34 protein-coding genes and 1 tRNA gene are annotated in these 12,873 nt (G+C 63.4%); 12 read left to right on the forward strand and 23 right to left on the reverse strand.

Annotation, left to right across the window (positions count from 1 at the left end; genetic code table 11):
• Positions 1-356 precede the first annotated feature (356 nt).
• From NNI01S_RS28115 to NNI01S_RS28175, 15 genes are all read right to left on the reverse strand, one after another.
• Complete coding sequence (locus NNI01S_RS28115) at positions 357-551, reverse strand: hypothetical protein (RefSeq protein WP_157115017.1); 195 nt, start codon at positions 549-551, stop codon at positions 357-359.
• Between the two features lie 34 nt (positions 552-585).
• Positions 586-711, reverse strand: coding sequence for a hypothetical protein (locus NNI01S_RS36395; protein WP_281180695.1), 126 nt, complete (start codon positions 709-711; stop codon positions 586-588).
• Positions 708-977, reverse strand: a complete 270-nt coding sequence (locus NNI01S_RS28120; RefSeq protein ID WP_157115018.1) for a hypothetical protein — start codon at positions 975-977, stop codon at positions 708-710. Before NNI01S_RS28120 ends, NNI01S_RS36395 begins: the two co-directional genes overlap by 4 nt.
• Positions 974-1,234 carry a hypothetical protein gene (locus NNI01S_RS28125; protein WP_063023643.1) on the reverse strand — a complete coding sequence of 87 codons (261 nt, stop codon included), beginning with the start codon at positions 1,232-1,234 and terminating at the stop codon, positions 974-976. Before NNI01S_RS28125 ends, NNI01S_RS28120 begins: the two co-directional genes overlap by 4 nt.
• On the reverse strand, positions 1,231-1,617 hold the full coding sequence (locus tag NNI01S_RS28130; protein WP_063023645.1) for a hypothetical protein: 387 nt from the start codon (positions 1,615-1,617) through the stop codon (positions 1,231-1,233). The genes NNI01S_RS28125 and NNI01S_RS28130 overlap by 4 nt, the downstream gene beginning before the upstream one ends.
• The gene (locus NNI01S_RS28135) at positions 1,617-1,934 is read right to left on the reverse strand and encodes a hypothetical protein (protein WP_063023647.1); all 318 of its coding nucleotides are present in this window, start codon (positions 1,932-1,934) and stop codon (positions 1,617-1,619) included. The genes NNI01S_RS28130 and NNI01S_RS28135 overlap by 1 nt, the downstream gene beginning before the upstream one ends.
• Positions 1,935-2,072: 138 nt before the next feature.
• A complete protein-coding gene (locus tag NNI01S_RS28140) occupies positions 2,073-2,363 on the reverse strand; it encodes a hypothetical protein (protein ID WP_157115019.1) in 291 nt (96 codons plus the stop codon).
• Positions 2,360-2,557: a hypothetical protein gene (locus tag NNI01S_RS28145; protein WP_063023651.1), complete on the reverse strand. Its 198-nt coding sequence runs from the start codon at positions 2,555-2,557 to the stop codon at positions 2,360-2,362. The genes NNI01S_RS28140 and NNI01S_RS28145 overlap by 4 nt, the downstream gene beginning before the upstream one ends.
• Complete coding sequence (locus tag NNI01S_RS28150; RefSeq protein WP_063023653.1) at positions 2,554-3,060, reverse strand: hypothetical protein; 507 nt, start codon at positions 3,058-3,060, stop codon at positions 2,554-2,556. Before NNI01S_RS28150 ends, NNI01S_RS28145 begins: the two co-directional genes overlap by 4 nt.
• A 200-nt stretch (positions 3,061-3,260) precedes the next feature.
• On the reverse strand, positions 3,261-3,443 hold the full coding sequence (locus NNI01S_RS28155) for a hypothetical protein (protein WP_063023655.1): 183 nt from the start codon (positions 3,441-3,443) through the stop codon (positions 3,261-3,263).
• A 19-nt stretch (positions 3,444-3,462) separates the two neighbouring features.
• Positions 3,463-3,585 (reverse strand): hypothetical protein, encoded by a 123-nt coding sequence (locus tag NNI01S_RS36400; RefSeq protein ID WP_281180696.1) that lies wholly within the window; start codon positions 3,583-3,585, stop codon positions 3,463-3,465.
• Positions 3,582-4,037 (reverse strand): hypothetical protein, encoded by a 456-nt coding sequence (locus tag NNI01S_RS28160; RefSeq protein ID WP_157115020.1) that lies wholly within the window; start codon positions 4,035-4,037, stop codon positions 3,582-3,584. Before NNI01S_RS28160 ends, NNI01S_RS36400 begins: the two co-directional genes overlap by 4 nt.
• A 23-nt stretch (positions 4,038-4,060) precedes the next feature.
• Positions 4,061-4,357, reverse strand: a complete 297-nt coding sequence (locus NNI01S_RS28165) for a hypothetical protein (RefSeq protein WP_063023659.1) — start codon at positions 4,355-4,357, stop codon at positions 4,061-4,063.
• Positions 4,354-4,710, reverse strand: coding sequence for a hypothetical protein (locus tag NNI01S_RS28170; protein ID WP_063023661.1), 357 nt, complete (start codon positions 4,708-4,710; stop codon positions 4,354-4,356). The genes NNI01S_RS28165 and NNI01S_RS28170 overlap by 4 nt, the downstream gene beginning before the upstream one ends.
• Positions 4,711-4,724: 14 nt before the next feature.
• Complete coding sequence (locus NNI01S_RS28175; RefSeq protein ID WP_063023663.1) at positions 4,725-5,030, reverse strand: hypothetical protein; 306 nt, start codon at positions 5,028-5,030, stop codon at positions 4,725-4,727.
• A gap of 276 nt (positions 5,031-5,306) precedes the next feature.
• Between NNI01S_RS28175 and NNI01S_RS28180 the strand changes: the two genes are divergently transcribed.
• The 11 genes from NNI01S_RS28180 to NNI01S_RS28230 all read left to right on the forward strand — a co-directional run bounded on the left by NNI01S_RS28180 (position 5,307) and on the right by NNI01S_RS28230 (position 9,158).
• Positions 5,307-5,567 carry a hypothetical protein gene (locus NNI01S_RS28180; RefSeq protein ID WP_063023665.1) on the forward strand — a complete coding sequence of 87 codons (261 nt, stop codon included), beginning with the start codon at positions 5,307-5,309 and terminating at the stop codon, positions 5,565-5,567.
• Between the two features lie 13 nt (positions 5,568-5,580).
• Positions 5,581-5,868, forward strand: a complete 288-nt coding sequence (locus NNI01S_RS28185) for a hypothetical protein (protein ID WP_157115021.1) — start codon at positions 5,581-5,583, stop codon at positions 5,866-5,868.
• Between the two features lie 279 nt (positions 5,869-6,147).
• Positions 6,148-6,450, forward strand: a complete 303-nt coding sequence (locus NNI01S_RS28190) for a hypothetical protein (protein WP_157115022.1) — start codon at positions 6,148-6,150, stop codon at positions 6,448-6,450.
• An 85-nt stretch (positions 6,451-6,535) separates the two neighbouring features.
• Positions 6,536-6,766 (forward strand): hypothetical protein, encoded by a 231-nt coding sequence (locus tag NNI01S_RS28195; protein WP_063023671.1) that lies wholly within the window; start codon positions 6,536-6,538, stop codon positions 6,764-6,766.
• Between the two features lie 112 nt (positions 6,767-6,878).
• On the forward strand, positions 6,879-7,133 hold the full coding sequence (locus NNI01S_RS28200; RefSeq protein WP_063023673.1) for a hypothetical protein: 255 nt from the start codon (positions 6,879-6,881) through the stop codon (positions 7,131-7,133).
• A gap of 7 nt (positions 7,134-7,140) precedes the next feature.
• Positions 7,141-7,220, forward strand: a tRNA-Asn gene (locus NNI01S_RS28205).
• A 34-nt stretch (positions 7,221-7,254) separates the two neighbouring features.
• Positions 7,255-7,479, forward strand: coding sequence for a hypothetical protein (locus NNI01S_RS28210; protein WP_063023675.1), 225 nt, complete (start codon positions 7,255-7,257; stop codon positions 7,477-7,479).
• A 201-nt stretch (positions 7,480-7,680) separates the two neighbouring features.
• On the forward strand, positions 7,681-7,953 hold the full coding sequence (locus NNI01S_RS28215) for a hypothetical protein (protein WP_157115023.1): 273 nt from the start codon (positions 7,681-7,683) through the stop codon (positions 7,951-7,953).
• A 3-nt stretch (positions 7,954-7,956) separates the two neighbouring features.
• A complete protein-coding gene (locus NNI01S_RS28220) occupies positions 7,957-8,331 on the forward strand; it encodes a hypothetical protein (protein ID WP_063023679.1) in 375 nt (124 codons plus the stop codon).
• Positions 8,328-8,510: a hypothetical protein gene (locus NNI01S_RS28225; protein WP_063023680.1), complete on the forward strand. Its 183-nt coding sequence runs from the start codon at positions 8,328-8,330 to the stop codon at positions 8,508-8,510. The genes NNI01S_RS28220 and NNI01S_RS28225 overlap by 4 nt, the downstream gene beginning before the upstream one ends.
• Positions 8,511-8,651: 141 nt before the next feature.
• Positions 8,652-9,158 (forward strand): MarR family winged helix-turn-helix transcriptional regulator, encoded by a 507-nt coding sequence (locus tag NNI01S_RS28230; RefSeq protein WP_063023681.1) that lies wholly within the window; start codon positions 8,652-8,654, stop codon positions 9,156-9,158.
• A 141-nt stretch (positions 9,159-9,299) separates the two neighbouring features.
• Here NNI01S_RS28230 and NNI01S_RS34835 read toward each other — a convergent pair whose 3' ends face one another.
• Positions 9,300-9,464 (reverse strand): hypothetical protein, encoded by a 165-nt coding sequence (locus tag NNI01S_RS34835; RefSeq protein ID WP_157115024.1) that lies wholly within the window; start codon positions 9,462-9,464, stop codon positions 9,300-9,302.
• 52 nt (positions 9,465-9,516) lie between these two features.
• Here NNI01S_RS34835 and NNI01S_RS36405 point away from each other — a divergent pair, with 52 nt between their 5' ends.
• Positions 9,517-9,648, forward strand: coding sequence for a hypothetical protein (locus NNI01S_RS36405; protein ID WP_281180697.1), 132 nt, complete (start codon positions 9,517-9,519; stop codon positions 9,646-9,648).
• A 7-nt stretch (positions 9,649-9,655) separates the two neighbouring features.
• Here NNI01S_RS36405 and NNI01S_RS28235 read toward each other — a convergent pair whose 3' ends face one another.
• From NNI01S_RS28235 to ssb, 7 genes are all read right to left on the reverse strand, one after another.
• Positions 9,656-9,916 (reverse strand): hypothetical protein, encoded by a 261-nt coding sequence (locus NNI01S_RS28235; protein WP_063023682.1) that lies wholly within the window; start codon positions 9,914-9,916, stop codon positions 9,656-9,658.
• Between the two features lie 72 nt (positions 9,917-9,988).
• Positions 9,989-10,324, reverse strand: a complete 336-nt coding sequence (locus NNI01S_RS28240) for a hypothetical protein (protein WP_063023684.1) — start codon at positions 10,322-10,324, stop codon at positions 9,989-9,991.
• The gene (locus NNI01S_RS28245) at positions 10,314-10,604 is read right to left on the reverse strand and encodes a hypothetical protein (protein WP_063023686.1); all 291 of its coding nucleotides are present in this window, start codon (positions 10,602-10,604) and stop codon (positions 10,314-10,316) included. The genes NNI01S_RS28240 and NNI01S_RS28245 overlap by 11 nt, the downstream gene beginning before the upstream one ends.
• Positions 10,601-10,984, reverse strand: a complete 384-nt coding sequence (locus NNI01S_RS28250) for a hypothetical protein (protein WP_063023688.1) — start codon at positions 10,982-10,984, stop codon at positions 10,601-10,603. The genes NNI01S_RS28245 and NNI01S_RS28250 overlap by 4 nt, the downstream gene beginning before the upstream one ends.
• Positions 10,981-11,964 carry a hypothetical protein gene (locus NNI01S_RS28255; RefSeq protein WP_063023690.1) on the reverse strand — a complete coding sequence of 328 codons (984 nt, stop codon included), beginning with the start codon at positions 11,962-11,964 and terminating at the stop codon, positions 10,981-10,983. The genes NNI01S_RS28250 and NNI01S_RS28255 overlap by 4 nt, the downstream gene beginning before the upstream one ends.
• Positions 11,961-12,365, reverse strand: coding sequence for a hypothetical protein (locus tag NNI01S_RS28260; RefSeq protein ID WP_063023693.1), 405 nt, complete (start codon positions 12,363-12,365; stop codon positions 11,961-11,963). The genes NNI01S_RS28255 and NNI01S_RS28260 overlap by 4 nt, the downstream gene beginning before the upstream one ends.
• A complete protein-coding gene (ssb, locus tag NNI01S_RS28265) occupies positions 12,366-12,809 on the reverse strand; it encodes a single-stranded DNA-binding protein (protein ID WP_063023695.1) in 444 nt (147 codons plus the stop codon).
• Between the last annotated feature and the right edge of the window lie 64 nt (positions 12,810-12,873).

Below are 12,873 nucleotides of genomic sequence, written 5' to 3' on the forward strand. Positions count from 1 at the left end.
TTTGGTTTCGCCTTCGACGCTGAAGTCCCATTGGGACGCGCCGCGGTTGTCACGCATCCACTGTTGGGCTTCTTCGCTGCGGCATTTCGCGCCCTCGAACGGGTTCGCCCGCTTCAACGCTTGAACACCGCGATCAACGGGGCGGCGAGAGCGCCGGCGAGGACGAGGGGGATTGCGGTGAGTGCGCCGAACAGGCGGGCAACCCACTGTGTTGTGCGAGGGTGCTGCATCTTTGCGTCTCCTAGCGTTGTGTCTACACGTTAGCGTAGCGTGCACGCTACTAATTGGCAATGCGGCTGGACATGCGGAAGGGGCAAGCCTTTCGGCCTGCCCCTGTTCACGGAATCTGCTGCTAGTTACGGTTTTTGCGGCTGCCAGCGATCATCTGGTTGCCCGGTCTCGAACCATGCTTGGACGGCGTCACCGATCAGTGTGCGCATCTCGTTTTGGTCGAGCGCGACCGCGATGCGGCGCCCGTGGTCGTCGATGACGAGCGACGCGTACCGGTTGCCGTTCGGTGTCTGCGGCTCGACATGGAACTCGACTGTCACACCGGTCTCCGTCTTGATCAACGCTGGCCCTCCCTCACCGGCCGAACATGAGCCAGGCCATGAACCCGAAGAAGACGAGCAGCATGGCGCCACCGATCAAACCCACCCAGGGGTTCTCGTTGGTGCAGGCGGTTTCGGCGGCGAGCAGGGGCAGGTTCACGCGATTCTCCAAGTGTTGGTTTCGGGTTGAGTCAGGTACGGCCGCACCTTGACAGGCTGAGTCGCTGGTCTCGGTCGTTGCGGCAAGCGGGTGATCTTGCTCGGTTGACGGTCTTGGGTGTTGCCGCGGAGTGCGGTGAGAGCGTTCAACCCCTCCAGGTACCGTTTCAGGGCGGCTTCACGCTGATCGAGCGGCGCGTAATCCAACTGCTCGGCGAGGTCTTCCAACTCCTCATACGCGCGGGAGGCGTAACCGAAGACGCTCACGACTCCCATTCCTTCCATGCCTGCTCGACCTGATCAGTCGTGTAACCAGCGATAACGTCGGACTGAATCGGCACTGCCCAGGCGACCGGCCGAAGCATGTAGCCCGACTCGGCGCTCCCGCGGCCGTCGAGCCACAGCTGTGTGCTGTTCACCTGGTGCGCGCGCATCAGCGCATCGGCGCGGTTGAGCGCGGGCAGCACGTCATCCATGCCCTGGACGTGCACAGCCCAGTCGCCGCTTACGATCCCGGCGTTCATGCGGTCACCTCGCCGATGGGCCAGTCGTCCTCCGTGAAACCGGCAGCGATCAGGTCGAATTCGCGCATGTCGTGGGCGACGAGAATGTCTTCCAGCCAGGCGACGACGTCACGGTTGTTGCTTGCGAACAGACCGGAGGCTTCCTCTGCCATCAGCCCGAGAATGCGGGCGGCGACGTCTTCGGTGTCTTCGACCTTCCCGGTGCGGAAGTCGATCACCTGGAAGCAGTCACGGACACCGCTGTCGCGGAGGAACCCGTATTCGCCGTGCAGTTCGATCGCCCAACCGGCGACACACCGCCGCCACTTGCCTTGGTCGTGCCGGTCGGGGTGTTGCGTGATCTGCTCGTACACGCGACGCATGAGCGGAATGTTGTGGGACATCAGTAGTTCCATTCGGCGTCGATGTCGACGCGCGGGTAGTCGGGGTTGAAGTGGTTGAGGTTGTGTGCTGTGTCTGCGGCCTGCTCTGGTGTCAGGTCTTCGATGCGGGCGACCAGCTTGTACAGCGCGGTGGCGGTGCGGCGGCTGTCGGTTCGGTCGGCGAAGTCGCGGACCGCAGCGGCGAGCACCCGGTAGCGGTCGGCATCCGGTTTGAGGGAGTCGATGAGCGCCGCGTTGGTGGCGTTGCTCATGCTGGTCATGCCGTGGATGACGGCGAGGGTGATGTCGAGTCCGACGTCTTCGGCGGGTGTGCTCATGGCGTTCTTTCGGTGTTGGTGGTCTTGGTAGGGGCGGCGCCCGAGAGATGTGGTGTTCGATCTCGGACGCCGCGCTCCTCCTCTTGCGCTGCCGTCGACGCGAAACGAAAGTGGGTCGCCGCGGTCAGCGTGCGAGGCTTATGCGGCGAGCGACGCGAGAACCGCTCGTATCTCGTTCAACTCGTGGGTGTCGACGGTGAACCAGTCGTGACCGCCGGCGCCGTCGGGTTCGTAGCGTTCGACACCCCAACGGGCAAGGTCTTCATGCCCGCGTGCCGCGAGGTGGTCAGCGAAGTCCTGGAATGCGTCGATGAGGTTCACGGCGACAGCAAGGTTGGGGATCAGTTGTTGGTAGAAGCTGGGCAGCGGGTTGCGGCGCGGGTCCGGCACGTACCAAACGCGCAGGGCGTTTGGCTTCGGTGAGGTCATGATTGGTCACCTCGCACGCCTACGGTGTGCAGCCAGCCTTGTGCGTCCATGTCTTCTTCGACTTCCACTGTGGTGGTGGCGTCGTGCTCGTCGGCGGGGTGGATTTCGTGGGACCACCAGCCGCCGGTCGGGCAGTCGATCCACCGGATTACGCCGCCGCAGGTGTCGCACCGTGCGGTGATCTGATCGCTCACGGCAGCACCTCCACGAACCCGTCGGGCCAGGACTCGGTGAGTGACACCGTCGCGGTGTAGCCGTCGTAGTTGCCGTTGTAGAACTGGTGGAACTGCTTGCTGTCGAAGTCGTCGCGCATCCACTGGAAGCCCTTGTCACCGTTTACGGGCGACACGCGTACCTCGTACGGGACTTCCTGGGCCGTCTTCCACGTGCGCGGCTCACTGAGTCCTTCGACTTCGGCTTCCACGATCTCGTCGTCGAGGATTTCGTAGGAGAGCCGCACCCGCACAACGTCAGCGTGTCGGTTGAACAGGTCGGTGAGCCCGAACCGTTTCACCACGCCAGCGATGTTGGCGAGCGTTTCGCGCGCGTACCTCTCGTCGCTCCACAGGTACGCGTATCGGCCGTCGGGCAGTTCTGCGTGCGCGCCGCCGACACGCTCCTCGTGGAGGATGTCGTTGGCGAGCCGCCCGTTGGGGAGCCGGATCGCGTACAGGATGGTGTCGTTGCGGTCGGTCATGGCTGGTCCTGGATGTGTTGTGTGGCTGCGCAATGCAGGTGGTAGTGGCGGGGGTTGTCGCGGACTGGTTCGGCGCGCTCGTCGAGGACGTACGCCAAGACCACCAGATCGTCGTATGGGAAGAGTCGTTCACCGCAGCCGTCACAGATCGCGGCAGGTGGCTCCCATATTCGGCCGGGGATGAAGCTCATGGTTGCTGTTCAGTCCTCGTTGTCGCAGGTGTGGCCGTAGACGACCTGGCGGGCGGCGGCTTCACCGAACGGGCCGGAGCCCCACAGGTCGTAGGCCATGCCGGTTCGGAATCCGCACGGTTCGTGGGTGAGGTGATGGATTTCGGACCATCCTGAGGCGCGTTCGGCGGTCCAGTCAGCGGGGAGTCTCATCGTGTGTCCTTTGCGGTGGTTAGGCGGTGATGGTTCCGGCGACGGCGAGCATCAGCAGGAACCAGGCGGGGATGAGGGCGACGATCAGGGCGAGCAGGAGGTACGCCCACCAAAACGAGCGGGACTCGCGGCGGGCGTTCATGCCGCATCACCTTGGGTGGTCGCCTCACGCTTCTCGGCGGCGCGCAACATGGACTGCGCGTGCTCCAACTGTTTCCGCAGCTCGACGTACCGAGCCAGGCGGCTGTCCTCGCGAGCCTGAATCTTCGCGGTGCGCTTGCGGCCCAGAGCCACACCGCCAGCCGCCGCGCGATCGTTGATCAGCGGTTCAGTGAGCGGCGCCATCTGAGCTTCAAGGGCGGCGATCCGGTCCCGCCAGTGCGACGCGGGGCGGTAGTAGCGAGGCTGGCGAACCGGTTTCGGCTGAGGCTCGGGCGCGGCCAGGATCGCGGGGTCGACCAGCTCCTCGTCGCCGTCGCGGATGAACCAGGTGAGCAGCGGCGGGTACTTCGGCCGGATGGCGGCGGTCGAGTTGGCGGCGAGCCATTCGTCGGCCCGCTGTTGCAAGAGCTGCATGTACTCGTCGCCGGTCATGCGCTGTGTCGCGGCAGTCGTGCTCATGACGCACCGCCCAGGTCGTCGGTGGTGTGTGTGACGTTGCGAACCGAGCGGATGTCCTCGGCCCGCGCGGACAGCAGCAGCCTCCAGCGGCCATCGATCTCGCCGTGGAACGCCCACCCGCGACGGGGCTTGGTCACCGTCTCCGTCGAGCCGCACACGCCCTCGCCGAGCTTGAACGGGAAGCTGTCATCGGGCGGCAGCAACACCTGGTGCGCTTGGATGCGCTCGACATGCCCCCAAGTCCAGACGATCTCGTAGGTGTCCAGCGGACCGTGGTCGTAGTAGGCGCTCATGCCGCATCCTGGAGCGCGTATCGCAGGTACCAGCCGTTGACGACGACTTTGAACAGGTAGTTGTCGTCGTGGCTGAACGCCTGGATCTCGGAGAGGATGTCGGCGAGGTGTTCGGGGGCGTGCTGCCACGAGAACGCTTCCTGCTGCACACCGATCCAGCCGGGGCGGTCGTAGGTGTCGTCGTAGCTGATGCCGTTGTAGTCGACGTGCACGGCGGCGGGGAGATCCTTGCCGACGCAGCATTCGCTGTGCTTGAAGTCGCTGCCGTCGTAGTCGATTTCGACTTCGACGAGGTGCTTGTCAGCGGGCAGTCCGAGTGCTTCGCGGACCTGGGCTTCGGTGATGGTGCGCATGATCGGGTGCTCTCCTAGGCTGCGAGGTCGGTGGTGAGGATGGACACGCTGACGAGGAGCGACGCGGGAACGGTGACCGTGATCTGGTCGGCGTCGCCGCAGGACAGCCAGTCGATAGCTCCGATGGCGCAGTACAGGCAGTAGATGCCGCCCTCTCGTTCGGCGCCGCGGGCGTGTTCGGTGATGGTTTCGGTGAGGACGGTGGCGTGGTCGCCGCAGTCGTCGCAGCGGTTGGTGAACAGCGAATCGGAGCCGATGCGGCCCTTGATGCGGTCGTCGTGGTTGCGGAACAGCTCGCGGACCTGCTGGGTGATGTTCATGCCGTGTACTCCTCGACGTTGACGCGGACGGTCAGCTCGCCGTCGACGCATTCGCGGCAGCCTTGGCCGTTGCAGGCTTCGTGGATGACGGGGATCCACTCGTAGTCGCGCATTGGGGGCCTTTCGTGTGTCCGGTGCCAGCCGGTTTCTTCTTTGCGTTCACACTACGTCGTAGTTTCCTCGCTACACAAGGGATTGCCTCGAATTAGTCGGTCACGGATGCGTGTCGACAGAACACTGTTGCGTGTTGTCGACGCTACCGTTACCGTCACACCTATGACTGCATCCATAACGCATCCACACTGGCTCCACGACCTCGCCGCACACGCCCTGCACTGGGCGCACGCACACCACGACGAAACCGTGCGCCGGCGCGAAGGAATCGGCGCCTACGCCGTCACCAGCCCCGAACCGTTGGCATCCGAATGGCCCACTTCTCCCCCACCCCGCTACATCCAGGCCCGCGGAATCGGGTTGCGGGAACTGCCGTATCGGTCCCGCTCACACGCAGCCCGCATCGTCGGCTTCAACTACTGAAACGGAGCGGCACGTGACGGAGTCGAATCGTCGTGGCGCGGACCGGCGTTTGACATTCACGCAGGACCCGTTCACGGCGAAGTACGCGGAAGAACTGGCCGAAAGAACCGGCTTGTCGAAGGGCGCTTTGTACAACCAGTCGATGCGGGTTTTGGCTGTGCTGGTGGGTGCGCACAGGCGGGGCACTGAGTATGTGGTCCGTAACGCGAAGACGGGGCGCACGCATCACGATCCGGGGTTGAGCGTCCTGTTGGGGGACATCCTGGCGACGCTTCCGGAGCATCCGCCGTCGGGTGACTGACGGCGGCGGGTGCATCCAGGTTCCGGCGTATGGGTGGGGTGGTTTCGGATGCGGGCGAGGCTTCCGCGTGACGTTGCGTAGTGTTGACTAGACGCTATTGCGTTCACCGTACACGCCGTGTATGGTTGAGTCATCGCCCGAACAACCCAGGAGGACAGGAAATGCGAAGAAGCTAGCGGGGCAGCCCACACGGGCGGAGGGACCGGCCTCCAGCACTCGGCGCAACAAAACCGGCTAGCCACCACCCCGACCCGCCACACCATCCCGAAGGAGATGACCATGCTCGCCCAGGTTTTCGAAATGATCGACCAGTTCGCCCCCGAGCTGAGGGCGCGCGCGAACCAGGTCATCGCCGACATCGAACAGGAAGGTCGCGCCCTCGGGCCACACGCCTACCTCAACCGTTTCATCGGGCGTTGCGACGATCTCGTGTTCGAGTGGCGGGAGCGTGAACTTCAGGACTACCGGTTGAACGGCGAACTGATGGGCGTTTCGTTCGCCGCCCGCGACGCCTACTACACGCTGTGGTTCTTCGCGACGAAAGTTGCCCGAGACGCCGAACGGACACAGCTCGCGGCGTAAGCCTGAGCCGCTTGCGTGGCCCGCACCGAAAGGTGCGGACCGCGTTGGCAACTCAGCCACCCACCGCGAAGACGAGGAGACGGACATGGAACACCCCACGCTCTCCGGCCCGTACAACAACGCCGCCGAAGTGTTCACTTTCGCCACCTGCAAGCACTGCGGCGACGACAGGTTGTCCTGGAAGCAGTCCAAGAAGGGCAAGTGGTACTTGTGCGATGTCCAGAACTGCATCGGACCCCGCTACACCGACCCGGAGACCGGCGCGACCCGGTACTTCCAGTTGGCCCGACTCCCGCACAAGTGCCCTGACCGCTAGAGCTCCCCGAATGGTGGCTGGCTGGTTCCTGCACAACGGCGTGTAGAGGGCGACAACGACGTCCCCGCGAACCAGCCACCACAACCCCCAAGCCTCGAAAGGAGAAACGGCCATGTCGGCGAAACTGTGGCTGGACCACTACGCGCAGCAGTTCGATTGGGACGTCACTGAGTCTGAGCGACCGAACGGCCACCCTGTGACCTACTACAACCGAGGGAATGTCGAGATCCGGGCCGAGTTCGACTCGCGTGGCGGCCTGCTTTGGGTCGGCCGATACGTCTTCAGCGGACTCGACGAATCCTTCGATCAGCAGGATGGAGGGAAGCGCGAGATAGCTATGTGCTGGTTGTCGAGCAGCTTCTACTGACGGACCAGGGTCGTTAGCTCAGTGGTAGAGCGCGCGGGAATGGCGATTACCCCGCGGACGACGCAGGTTCAAACCCTGCACGACCCACAACCGCAAAACACTATAAAACCGAGGAAACCGAATGAACGCGAGACAGCTGCGGGCGTTGCTCGCCGACGTGCCCGACGAGACCCCGATCATCGTGGACGGGTACGAGTCAGGGTTTGATGCCCCCTCCGACGCGGGCAGCGTGGTCGTCGCGCCAAGCGGCCGGGAAGGCTACTGGAACGGAAAGTTCACGCTCGCTGACCTTGACGACGAGGACCGGTTCGCTGCCTTCTACATCGGCACTGGTCGCCACAGATGACGACACCAACTGAGCCTGAGCGCCCGGATTTGGTTGGGTGGCGTCGCCGGCAAGCGTTGCGCAGTTCGAATGCTGCGCAGCCGAAGCCGTCGGGCAAGCAGTACGAGCGGAAACCGAAACACCAACAGGAACAGGAGAAACGAGATGGACGCTGATGCTAAGCGGTCTGTGCGGTCTGTTCGCCCGCCGAGACTCACCCGCTTGCATGCGACCGCGCTTCTGTCCGGCCGCAGCACGCTACTCGCAGTCTACGACGATGGTTCGTTTGCGTTCACGACGGCGGAGGGTTTGATGGCGGGTGGTCGCGGGCGGATGATGCTGACCCGCGAGCAGTTGGTTGAGTCGGGCGTACGGCTCGATAAGGGCGGACGTCTCGCGCGTGGCAGCGGGCCGATTGTCGACGAGATCATTTCAGAGGCGAACAAGTATTTGACGCAGGCATGGAACGAGGCGCAGGCATGGAACGAGGACTGAGAGATGGATAAGCAGGATCTTGCACGGTTGATCGACCCGCATGCGTGGGCGGCGTTGGAGGCAGATCAGAAGACTCTGGGCGGTCAGTGGGATCTGAAGATGCGGCGTTACGACTCTGAGGAGGCTGCTCAGCGCATCATTGATGGCGGTTTCGCGTTGGTGAAGCTGCCGGACATGGTGGTCGACGGCGCCGGGCAACACACTTGGCCGGTTGTGAGCCGCGACGACTTCGCGCGTGTTGTGCATCGCAGGTCGGATGGCCGGTTGGCGCTTGACTCGGTGAGCAATCCGTTCGCGAATCCTGAGCATGCGTTGTCGCTTGCTGCCGCGTTGATCGCCGCCGCTCGGCACGTGCAGCAGGAGGGGGTGTCGTCGTGAAGCTCGTCGAGGGTCGCAGCGGCATGTGGTTCTACCACCTCAGTGACCATCCCGACTGCTTGGTCGCGCTGTGTGGTGCGGCGACGATGACCACTTCCGCGGGGATCGACAGTTGGGGTGTGGTCACGCATGTTGGTGAACGGTATTGCGCGGAGTGCGCGCGCCTGGGCGGTATGTAGGGTGGTTGGTGACCGCCCAGTGGCTGCTTGACAGCGACTGCTCGAATCATTGATGCATCATCCGATTTCCATTAATTTGCTGCGAACGCGCCAAGGATTCGCGAAAGTGGATGAAAGGGACGGAACGATGAGGGTGGCGCGATGCACGACAACGATCCCGGCAGCGATGTGCGGCAACAGGCATGGGCGGCTTTCGTGTCGCTATCAGCACATCTCAGGTATGCGGTGAACGCCCAGCTTCGGCACGAGTGCGGGTTGACTCACATCGAGTTCCGCATCCTCCATGAGTTGGCTGACCAGCCACAGCATCGGCTCGGCCTGTCCGCGTTGGCGTTCGGGGTGGATTCTTCACGGTCGCGACTAACATGCCGGTTGGATGGGTTGGAGCGTCGCGGCCTGGTGAAGCGAACATCGGGCGTGCCGGATAAGCGCGCGAAGGAGGCGGTGTTGACCGCGGCAGGTTGGGCGGCGTATGAGGCTGCGATCCCGGTGCATGAGGCGATTGTGCGGACGCTGGTGTTGGATGTTTTGTCGGATGATGATGTGGCGGAGTGGTTGCGGTTGACGCGCCGCATGTTGGCTCGGGTGGTTGCCCGGGAGGAGTGGACGTCGCGTGAGGCGTTTCAGGCTGGCCGCAAGATCATTTGATGAGGTGGTCGCGGCCGGTAAACAACGAGTGAGCCCCGGACCGCAGGGGGATGGTGGTCCGGGGCTCACTTCAGGGTAATCGTCGAACCGCACATGGTGGTTACTGACCGACAGACTGTAGCCGGTCGCCGGCGTTGATGGTTAATCAGTTCGGGCGCCTGGTATGCGGTCGGGGTGTTGCCGGTAGTAGGCGACGAAGGTGGCGATGATGCTTTCGCGGATGCGTGGTGGTGGCGGCCCGAGCCGTTCGACGTGTCTGCTGACGTCGATGCGGTCGTATTGGGCGCGGTGGTCGCTGATCTTCATCCGCGGATGATGCCACGCCAGGGTTGTCGGCACGGCTGGTTACGATCCGGTTATGAGCGATGACCCGAAGCTGTGCAGTATCTGCGACGAACGGCCCGCTGGTCCTGGTGGCTTGTTGTGTGGAGAGTGCCGCACCCGGATCGAGGCGCACAACCGCGAGCATTGGGGCGGCACACTCCAGTGACAGCTGGCTACTCGATGCCCAACTTCCCCCGGATCTGGTCGAGGTCGATCCGGCTGCTTCCGAAGTGCACCCAGTGGACTTCGGTTACTGCGATCACCGTGCCGTTGGAGTCGCGGTGTTCTTTCCGTTCGTAGGTGATGGGGAGTGCGGCAGCTCCGAAGCCGACTGTGCTGTTGATTCGGGTGGCGAGTTCGCCGGTGATCGTTGCGCGGGACACGCGGGATCGGGTGAACTCGTTGAGCTGTTCCACGGTCGATATCTGGGTCATGACAACCTCTCCGATAGCAGTGGCGCGCAGGCTTGACCACATCCTAGGCGTGGAGGCTGACAGAAATGACAGTCAAGCGTTGAGCACAGCGGGCTTCGGCGCGGGGGCGGGTGTGTCGCGGCAGGCGTGTGGGACGTGCGACCAGTCGGGGGTTTCGATGTTCAGCAGCTCACGCACGGCCTGAAGCCGAACCAGCAGCGATTCAGGGTGTTGGCAGTTGCAGCCGTCGAACCATTCCGCGAGCTTCCTGGCGGCTCGGGAAAGTTCCTCGAAATTGTCGGAAACCGCTCTGCGGACCATTAGGTCATGGAACCGGTCGTTCTCGACCTTCAGGTACAGCCGTTCGTACCGTGCAGCGTCCTTCTCGGCGGCACGCAACTGTTTCCGCAGCTTCTTCTTAGTCGGCATCAGTGGCCTCCTGGTTGAGTGCTCGCCACGCGCGGCACATGTCGACGGGAGTCCAGAGCCACGACAGGCGTTCCCAGCGGTCGAACTTGTTGAAGAACGCGCCTGTGCTGGTGTAGCGGTATTTCCAGTACTTGCCGTGTTCGCAGCGTCGGACGTCGCCGGGGTCGGCCATGGTTCCTGGGAATGGGCCGCCGGGTTGTGAGGCGCCGTGCTCGTATCGCCACGTGCTGTGGCAGTTGTCGGCGCAACGCTGTTTGGTGGTGAGGATGTTCGCTTTCACGCTGCGGCTCCTGTGTCGGCGACGGCCATATGCAGCCTGTAGCTGGTTTCGCGCATCTCCCGCGGCCAGTACGGATCGCGCCAAGTGAGGCGCCCAGCGAACATGCCGCACGTGTCGACTTCCCGCCATGTCAACGGCCCGTCGATGGCGCTCCAGTTGAGTGTCCGCTCGCTGGTTTTGATGTCGAGCGAGTACACGATCGGTCGGGCAACCTCGTCGTTGGGGCGAATGGTGGCGACGAGTTCGATGGGATCTGTGGTGTCGGCCCAGTAGCGGAGCAGGTCGAGGATCGGGCCGCCTGCGTGCGCGACGACACCGTGCTCGTTGGCGTCGTGGATGAACGCATCCCATTCCGGGACCGTGGAAACAATCCTCGTCACGCTGCGTCCTCCGTGGTGTCTGGTCCCCAGGCTTCGATGAGGGCTGGGTCTGGACTAAGTTCGACGTCGCGGATGAACCCCAACGGCTGCCAGTTGCCCGCGGTGAACAGTTGGGCTTCACCAGCGTTGACAACGAACGGGATCGAGTCACTGGCGACGAACGGCGGCGGTCCCTCGATCGGTCCGCCGACCCGCTCAGTGGTCGAGGTGCGCGCGTAACCGTCACCTGACGTTTCCTCCGCGACCGGTTCCGGCTGTTCGTCTCTCGCATACCAGTCGCCGACTCGGGGCCGGTTGCGGCAGTGCGCTTCAACCCACGTGCGGCTGTCCGGTTCGAACCCATACTGCACGCATGTCCCGAACTGTTCGTTGGGGTCGTCGACGAGTTCGATACGTTCGCCGTTGACGGTCAATGTGTGGTGGCGGCGGATGATTCGCGTCGGCGCGGTGAAGTCGTCGGTTTCGTCTGTGCTGGTCAGCGTGACTTCCAGTTCGCTGATGTCGTCGCACCGCCACCACCGCGGCGGCAACTGTTCGAGTGCAGTCAGCGGCGAGAGGATTCCGTCGACCTGGTCGCTGATGTCTGGCAGGAACGGGTTCGACCAGGCGAGTATCGTCCGCAGGGCTTGCGCTTCGGTCAGTTCCGTCCACGGGACAAGGTCACCGTCATAGTTCCGAACCCAGTGCCGGATGATCGGTTCTGGTATCGGTGGCTGGAATTCACCCTCGAACAGCGATCCTGGGCACAGGATGGTTGAGTCGTCTTCGTCATACCTGTAGTCGCCGTCGATGACCCCACGCCATCGCATTTCCCGCATGCGTTGGGTGATGGCGAGCCCATGCCAGGTTTCGGAGCACCACGGGTGCGGGCATTGCGGGTATGTGGGGTCGTCGTAGTCGTATCCGGTTTCGGGTTCGCCGGCGTCGAGTTGGGTGGTGATCAACGCGTCGATTTCGTCAACGATGTCGCGGCCGGTCACGCGGCATCCTCCTGCGTGTTCGGGTTATTGCTGGTTTCCGTGCCGCACGGAACAGGCGGGTTTCCTGAACGCTCGATTACCTGCCAGCCGGTGACGTAGCGTCGCATGACGGGGCAGCCTGAGTGAATCTTCCGGATGACGGCTTCTTCGCCGGAGTATGTGCACGGTTCGCCGGCGTCGCAGGGGTCGGCGCTGTCACAGTGACCGCAGTGGTAGCCCCACTCGGCGCTGGTCGCCAGCAAGTCACCGAGAGCGTCGACGTCCTCTGCTGCGGATGCCAAATATGTTACGGCCCAGTCGGGCAGTTCGTCCCAGGTGCGACCGTTGCGGCCGACACCGCGGGCGAACCTTGCTCGCGCGATCCGTTCGATGGCTTCGCGGCGGATGTCGTCAGCGTTCATCTAGAAAGGCGCTTCGTCGTCGCGGAAGTTGGATGAGCCTTTCGACGCTCCCCACGGCTCGTCGTTGCCGCGGCCACCACCGTTGCCGTTGGTCTTTGTGACGGCGACGGTTGCGCCTTTCACCGAGGGGCCGATCTCGTCGACTTTCAGTTCGATGACGGTCCGCTTCTCCCCTTCACGGGTTTCAAAGGATCGCTGTTCGAGTTTGCCGGTGACGATGACGCGTGTGCCTTGCGGGAGGTTGGATTCGGCGAGGTTTTCGGCTGGCTGTCCCCACAGTGTGCAGCGGAGGAACAGTGTGTCGCCGTCTTTCCACTCGTTCGTGTTCTTGTCGAGGTACCGGTTTGTTCTTGCAACGGTGAAGTTGGCGACGGCTTTCCCGCCGGGCGTGAAACGCAATTCCACTGGCGCTGTCGTGTTCCCGACGATCGTGGTGTCTGTCATTACGGTGTGGTCTTCTCCCAAGGGGACCGTCCGGCGAATGCCGCTTACACCCATTATCCGAGCG

Origin of the sequence: Nocardia niwae NBRC 108934 = DSM 45340 (genome assembly GCF_001613465.1) — a bacterium.
Lineage (GTDB): Bacteria > Actinomycetota > Actinomycetes > Mycobacteriales > Mycobacteriaceae > Nocardia > Nocardia niwae.

What these genes read in the sequence shown, in the direction of transcription:
- NNI01S_RS28180 (WP_063023665.1), top strand. Translation starts at nt 5,307, where the DNA reads ATGACTGCATCCATAACGCATCCACACTGGCTCCACGACCTCGCCGCA.
- NNI01S_RS28260 (WP_063023693.1), bottom strand. Translation starts at nt 12,365, where the DNA reads ATGAACGCTGACGACATCCGCCGCGAAGCCATCGAACGGATCGCGCGA.
- NNI01S_RS28175 (WP_063023663.1), bottom strand. Translation starts at nt 5,030, where the DNA reads ATGAACATCACCCAGCAGGTCCGCGAGCTGTTCCGCAACCACGACGAC.
- NNI01S_RS28155 (WP_063023655.1), bottom strand. Translation starts at nt 3,443, where the DNA reads ATGAGACTCCCCGCTGACTGGACCGCCGAACGCGCCTCAGGATGGTCC.
- NNI01S_RS28170 (WP_063023661.1), bottom strand. Translation starts at nt 4,710, where the DNA reads ATGCGCACCATCACCGAAGCCCAGGTCCGCGAAGCACTCGGACTGCCC.
- NNI01S_RS28135 (WP_063023647.1), bottom strand. Translation starts at nt 1,934, where the DNA reads ATGAGCACACCCGCCGAAGACGTCGGACTCGACATCACCCTCGCCGTC.
- NNI01S_RS28125 (WP_063023643.1), bottom strand. Translation starts at nt 1,234, where the DNA reads ATGAACGCCGGGATCGTAAGCGGCGACTGGGCTGTGCACGTCCAGGGC.
- NNI01S_RS28230 (WP_063023681.1), top strand. Translation starts at nt 8,652, where the DNA reads ATGCACGACAACGATCCCGGCAGCGATGTGCGGCAACAGGCATGGGCG.
- NNI01S_RS28165 (WP_063023659.1), bottom strand. Translation starts at nt 4,357, where the DNA reads ATGAGCGCCTACTACGACCACGGTCCGCTGGACACCTACGAGATCGTC.
- ssb (WP_063023695.1), bottom strand. Translation starts at nt 12,809, where the DNA reads ATGACAGACACCACGATCGTCGGGAACACGACAGCGCCAGTGGAATTG.
- NNI01S_RS28240 (WP_063023684.1), bottom strand. Translation starts at nt 10,324, where the DNA reads ATGCCGACTAAGAAGAAGCTGCGGAAACAGTTGCGTGCCGCCGAGAAG.
- NNI01S_RS28220 (WP_063023679.1), top strand. Translation starts at nt 7,957, where the DNA reads ATGGATAAGCAGGATCTTGCACGGTTGATCGACCCGCATGCGTGGGCG.
- NNI01S_RS28235 (WP_063023682.1), bottom strand. Translation starts at nt 9,916, where the DNA reads ATGACCCAGATATCGACCGTGGAACAGCTCAACGAGTTCACCCGATCC.
- NNI01S_RS36405 (WP_281180697.1), top strand. Translation starts at nt 9,517, where the DNA reads ATGAGCGATGACCCGAAGCTGTGCAGTATCTGCGACGAACGGCCCGCT.
- NNI01S_RS28190 (WP_157115022.1), top strand. Translation starts at nt 6,148, where the DNA reads ATGCTCGCCCAGGTTTTCGAAATGATCGACCAGTTCGCCCCCGAGCTG.
- NNI01S_RS36400 (WP_281180696.1), bottom strand. Translation starts at nt 3,585, where the DNA reads ATGAACGCCCGCCGCGAGTCCCGCTCGTTTTGGTGGGCGTACCTCCTG.
- NNI01S_RS28160 (WP_157115020.1), bottom strand. Translation starts at nt 4,037, where the DNA reads ATGACCGGCGACGAGTACATGCAGCTCTTGCAACAGCGGGCCGACGAA.
- NNI01S_RS28150 (WP_063023653.1), bottom strand. Translation starts at nt 3,060, where the DNA reads ATGACCGACCGCAACGACACCATCCTGTACGCGATCCGGCTCCCCAAC.
- NNI01S_RS28210 (WP_063023675.1), top strand. Translation starts at nt 7,255, where the DNA reads ATGAACGCGAGACAGCTGCGGGCGTTGCTCGCCGACGTGCCCGACGAG.
- NNI01S_RS28130 (WP_063023645.1), bottom strand. Translation starts at nt 1,617, where the DNA reads ATGTCCCACAACATTCCGCTCATGCGTCGCGTGTACGAGCAGATCACG.
- NNI01S_RS28140 (WP_157115019.1), bottom strand. Translation starts at nt 2,363, where the DNA reads ATGACCTCACCGAAGCCAAACGCCCTGCGCGTTTGGTACGTGCCGGAC.
- NNI01S_RS28195 (WP_063023671.1), top strand. Translation starts at nt 6,536, where the DNA reads ATGGAACACCCCACGCTCTCCGGCCCGTACAACAACGCCGCCGAAGTG.
- NNI01S_RS34835 (WP_157115024.1), bottom strand. Translation starts at nt 9,464, where the DNA reads ATGAAGATCAGCGACCACCGCGCCCAATACGACCGCATCGACGTCAGC.
- NNI01S_RS28200 (WP_063023673.1), top strand. Translation starts at nt 6,879, where the DNA reads ATGTCGGCGAAACTGTGGCTGGACCACTACGCGCAGCAGTTCGATTGG.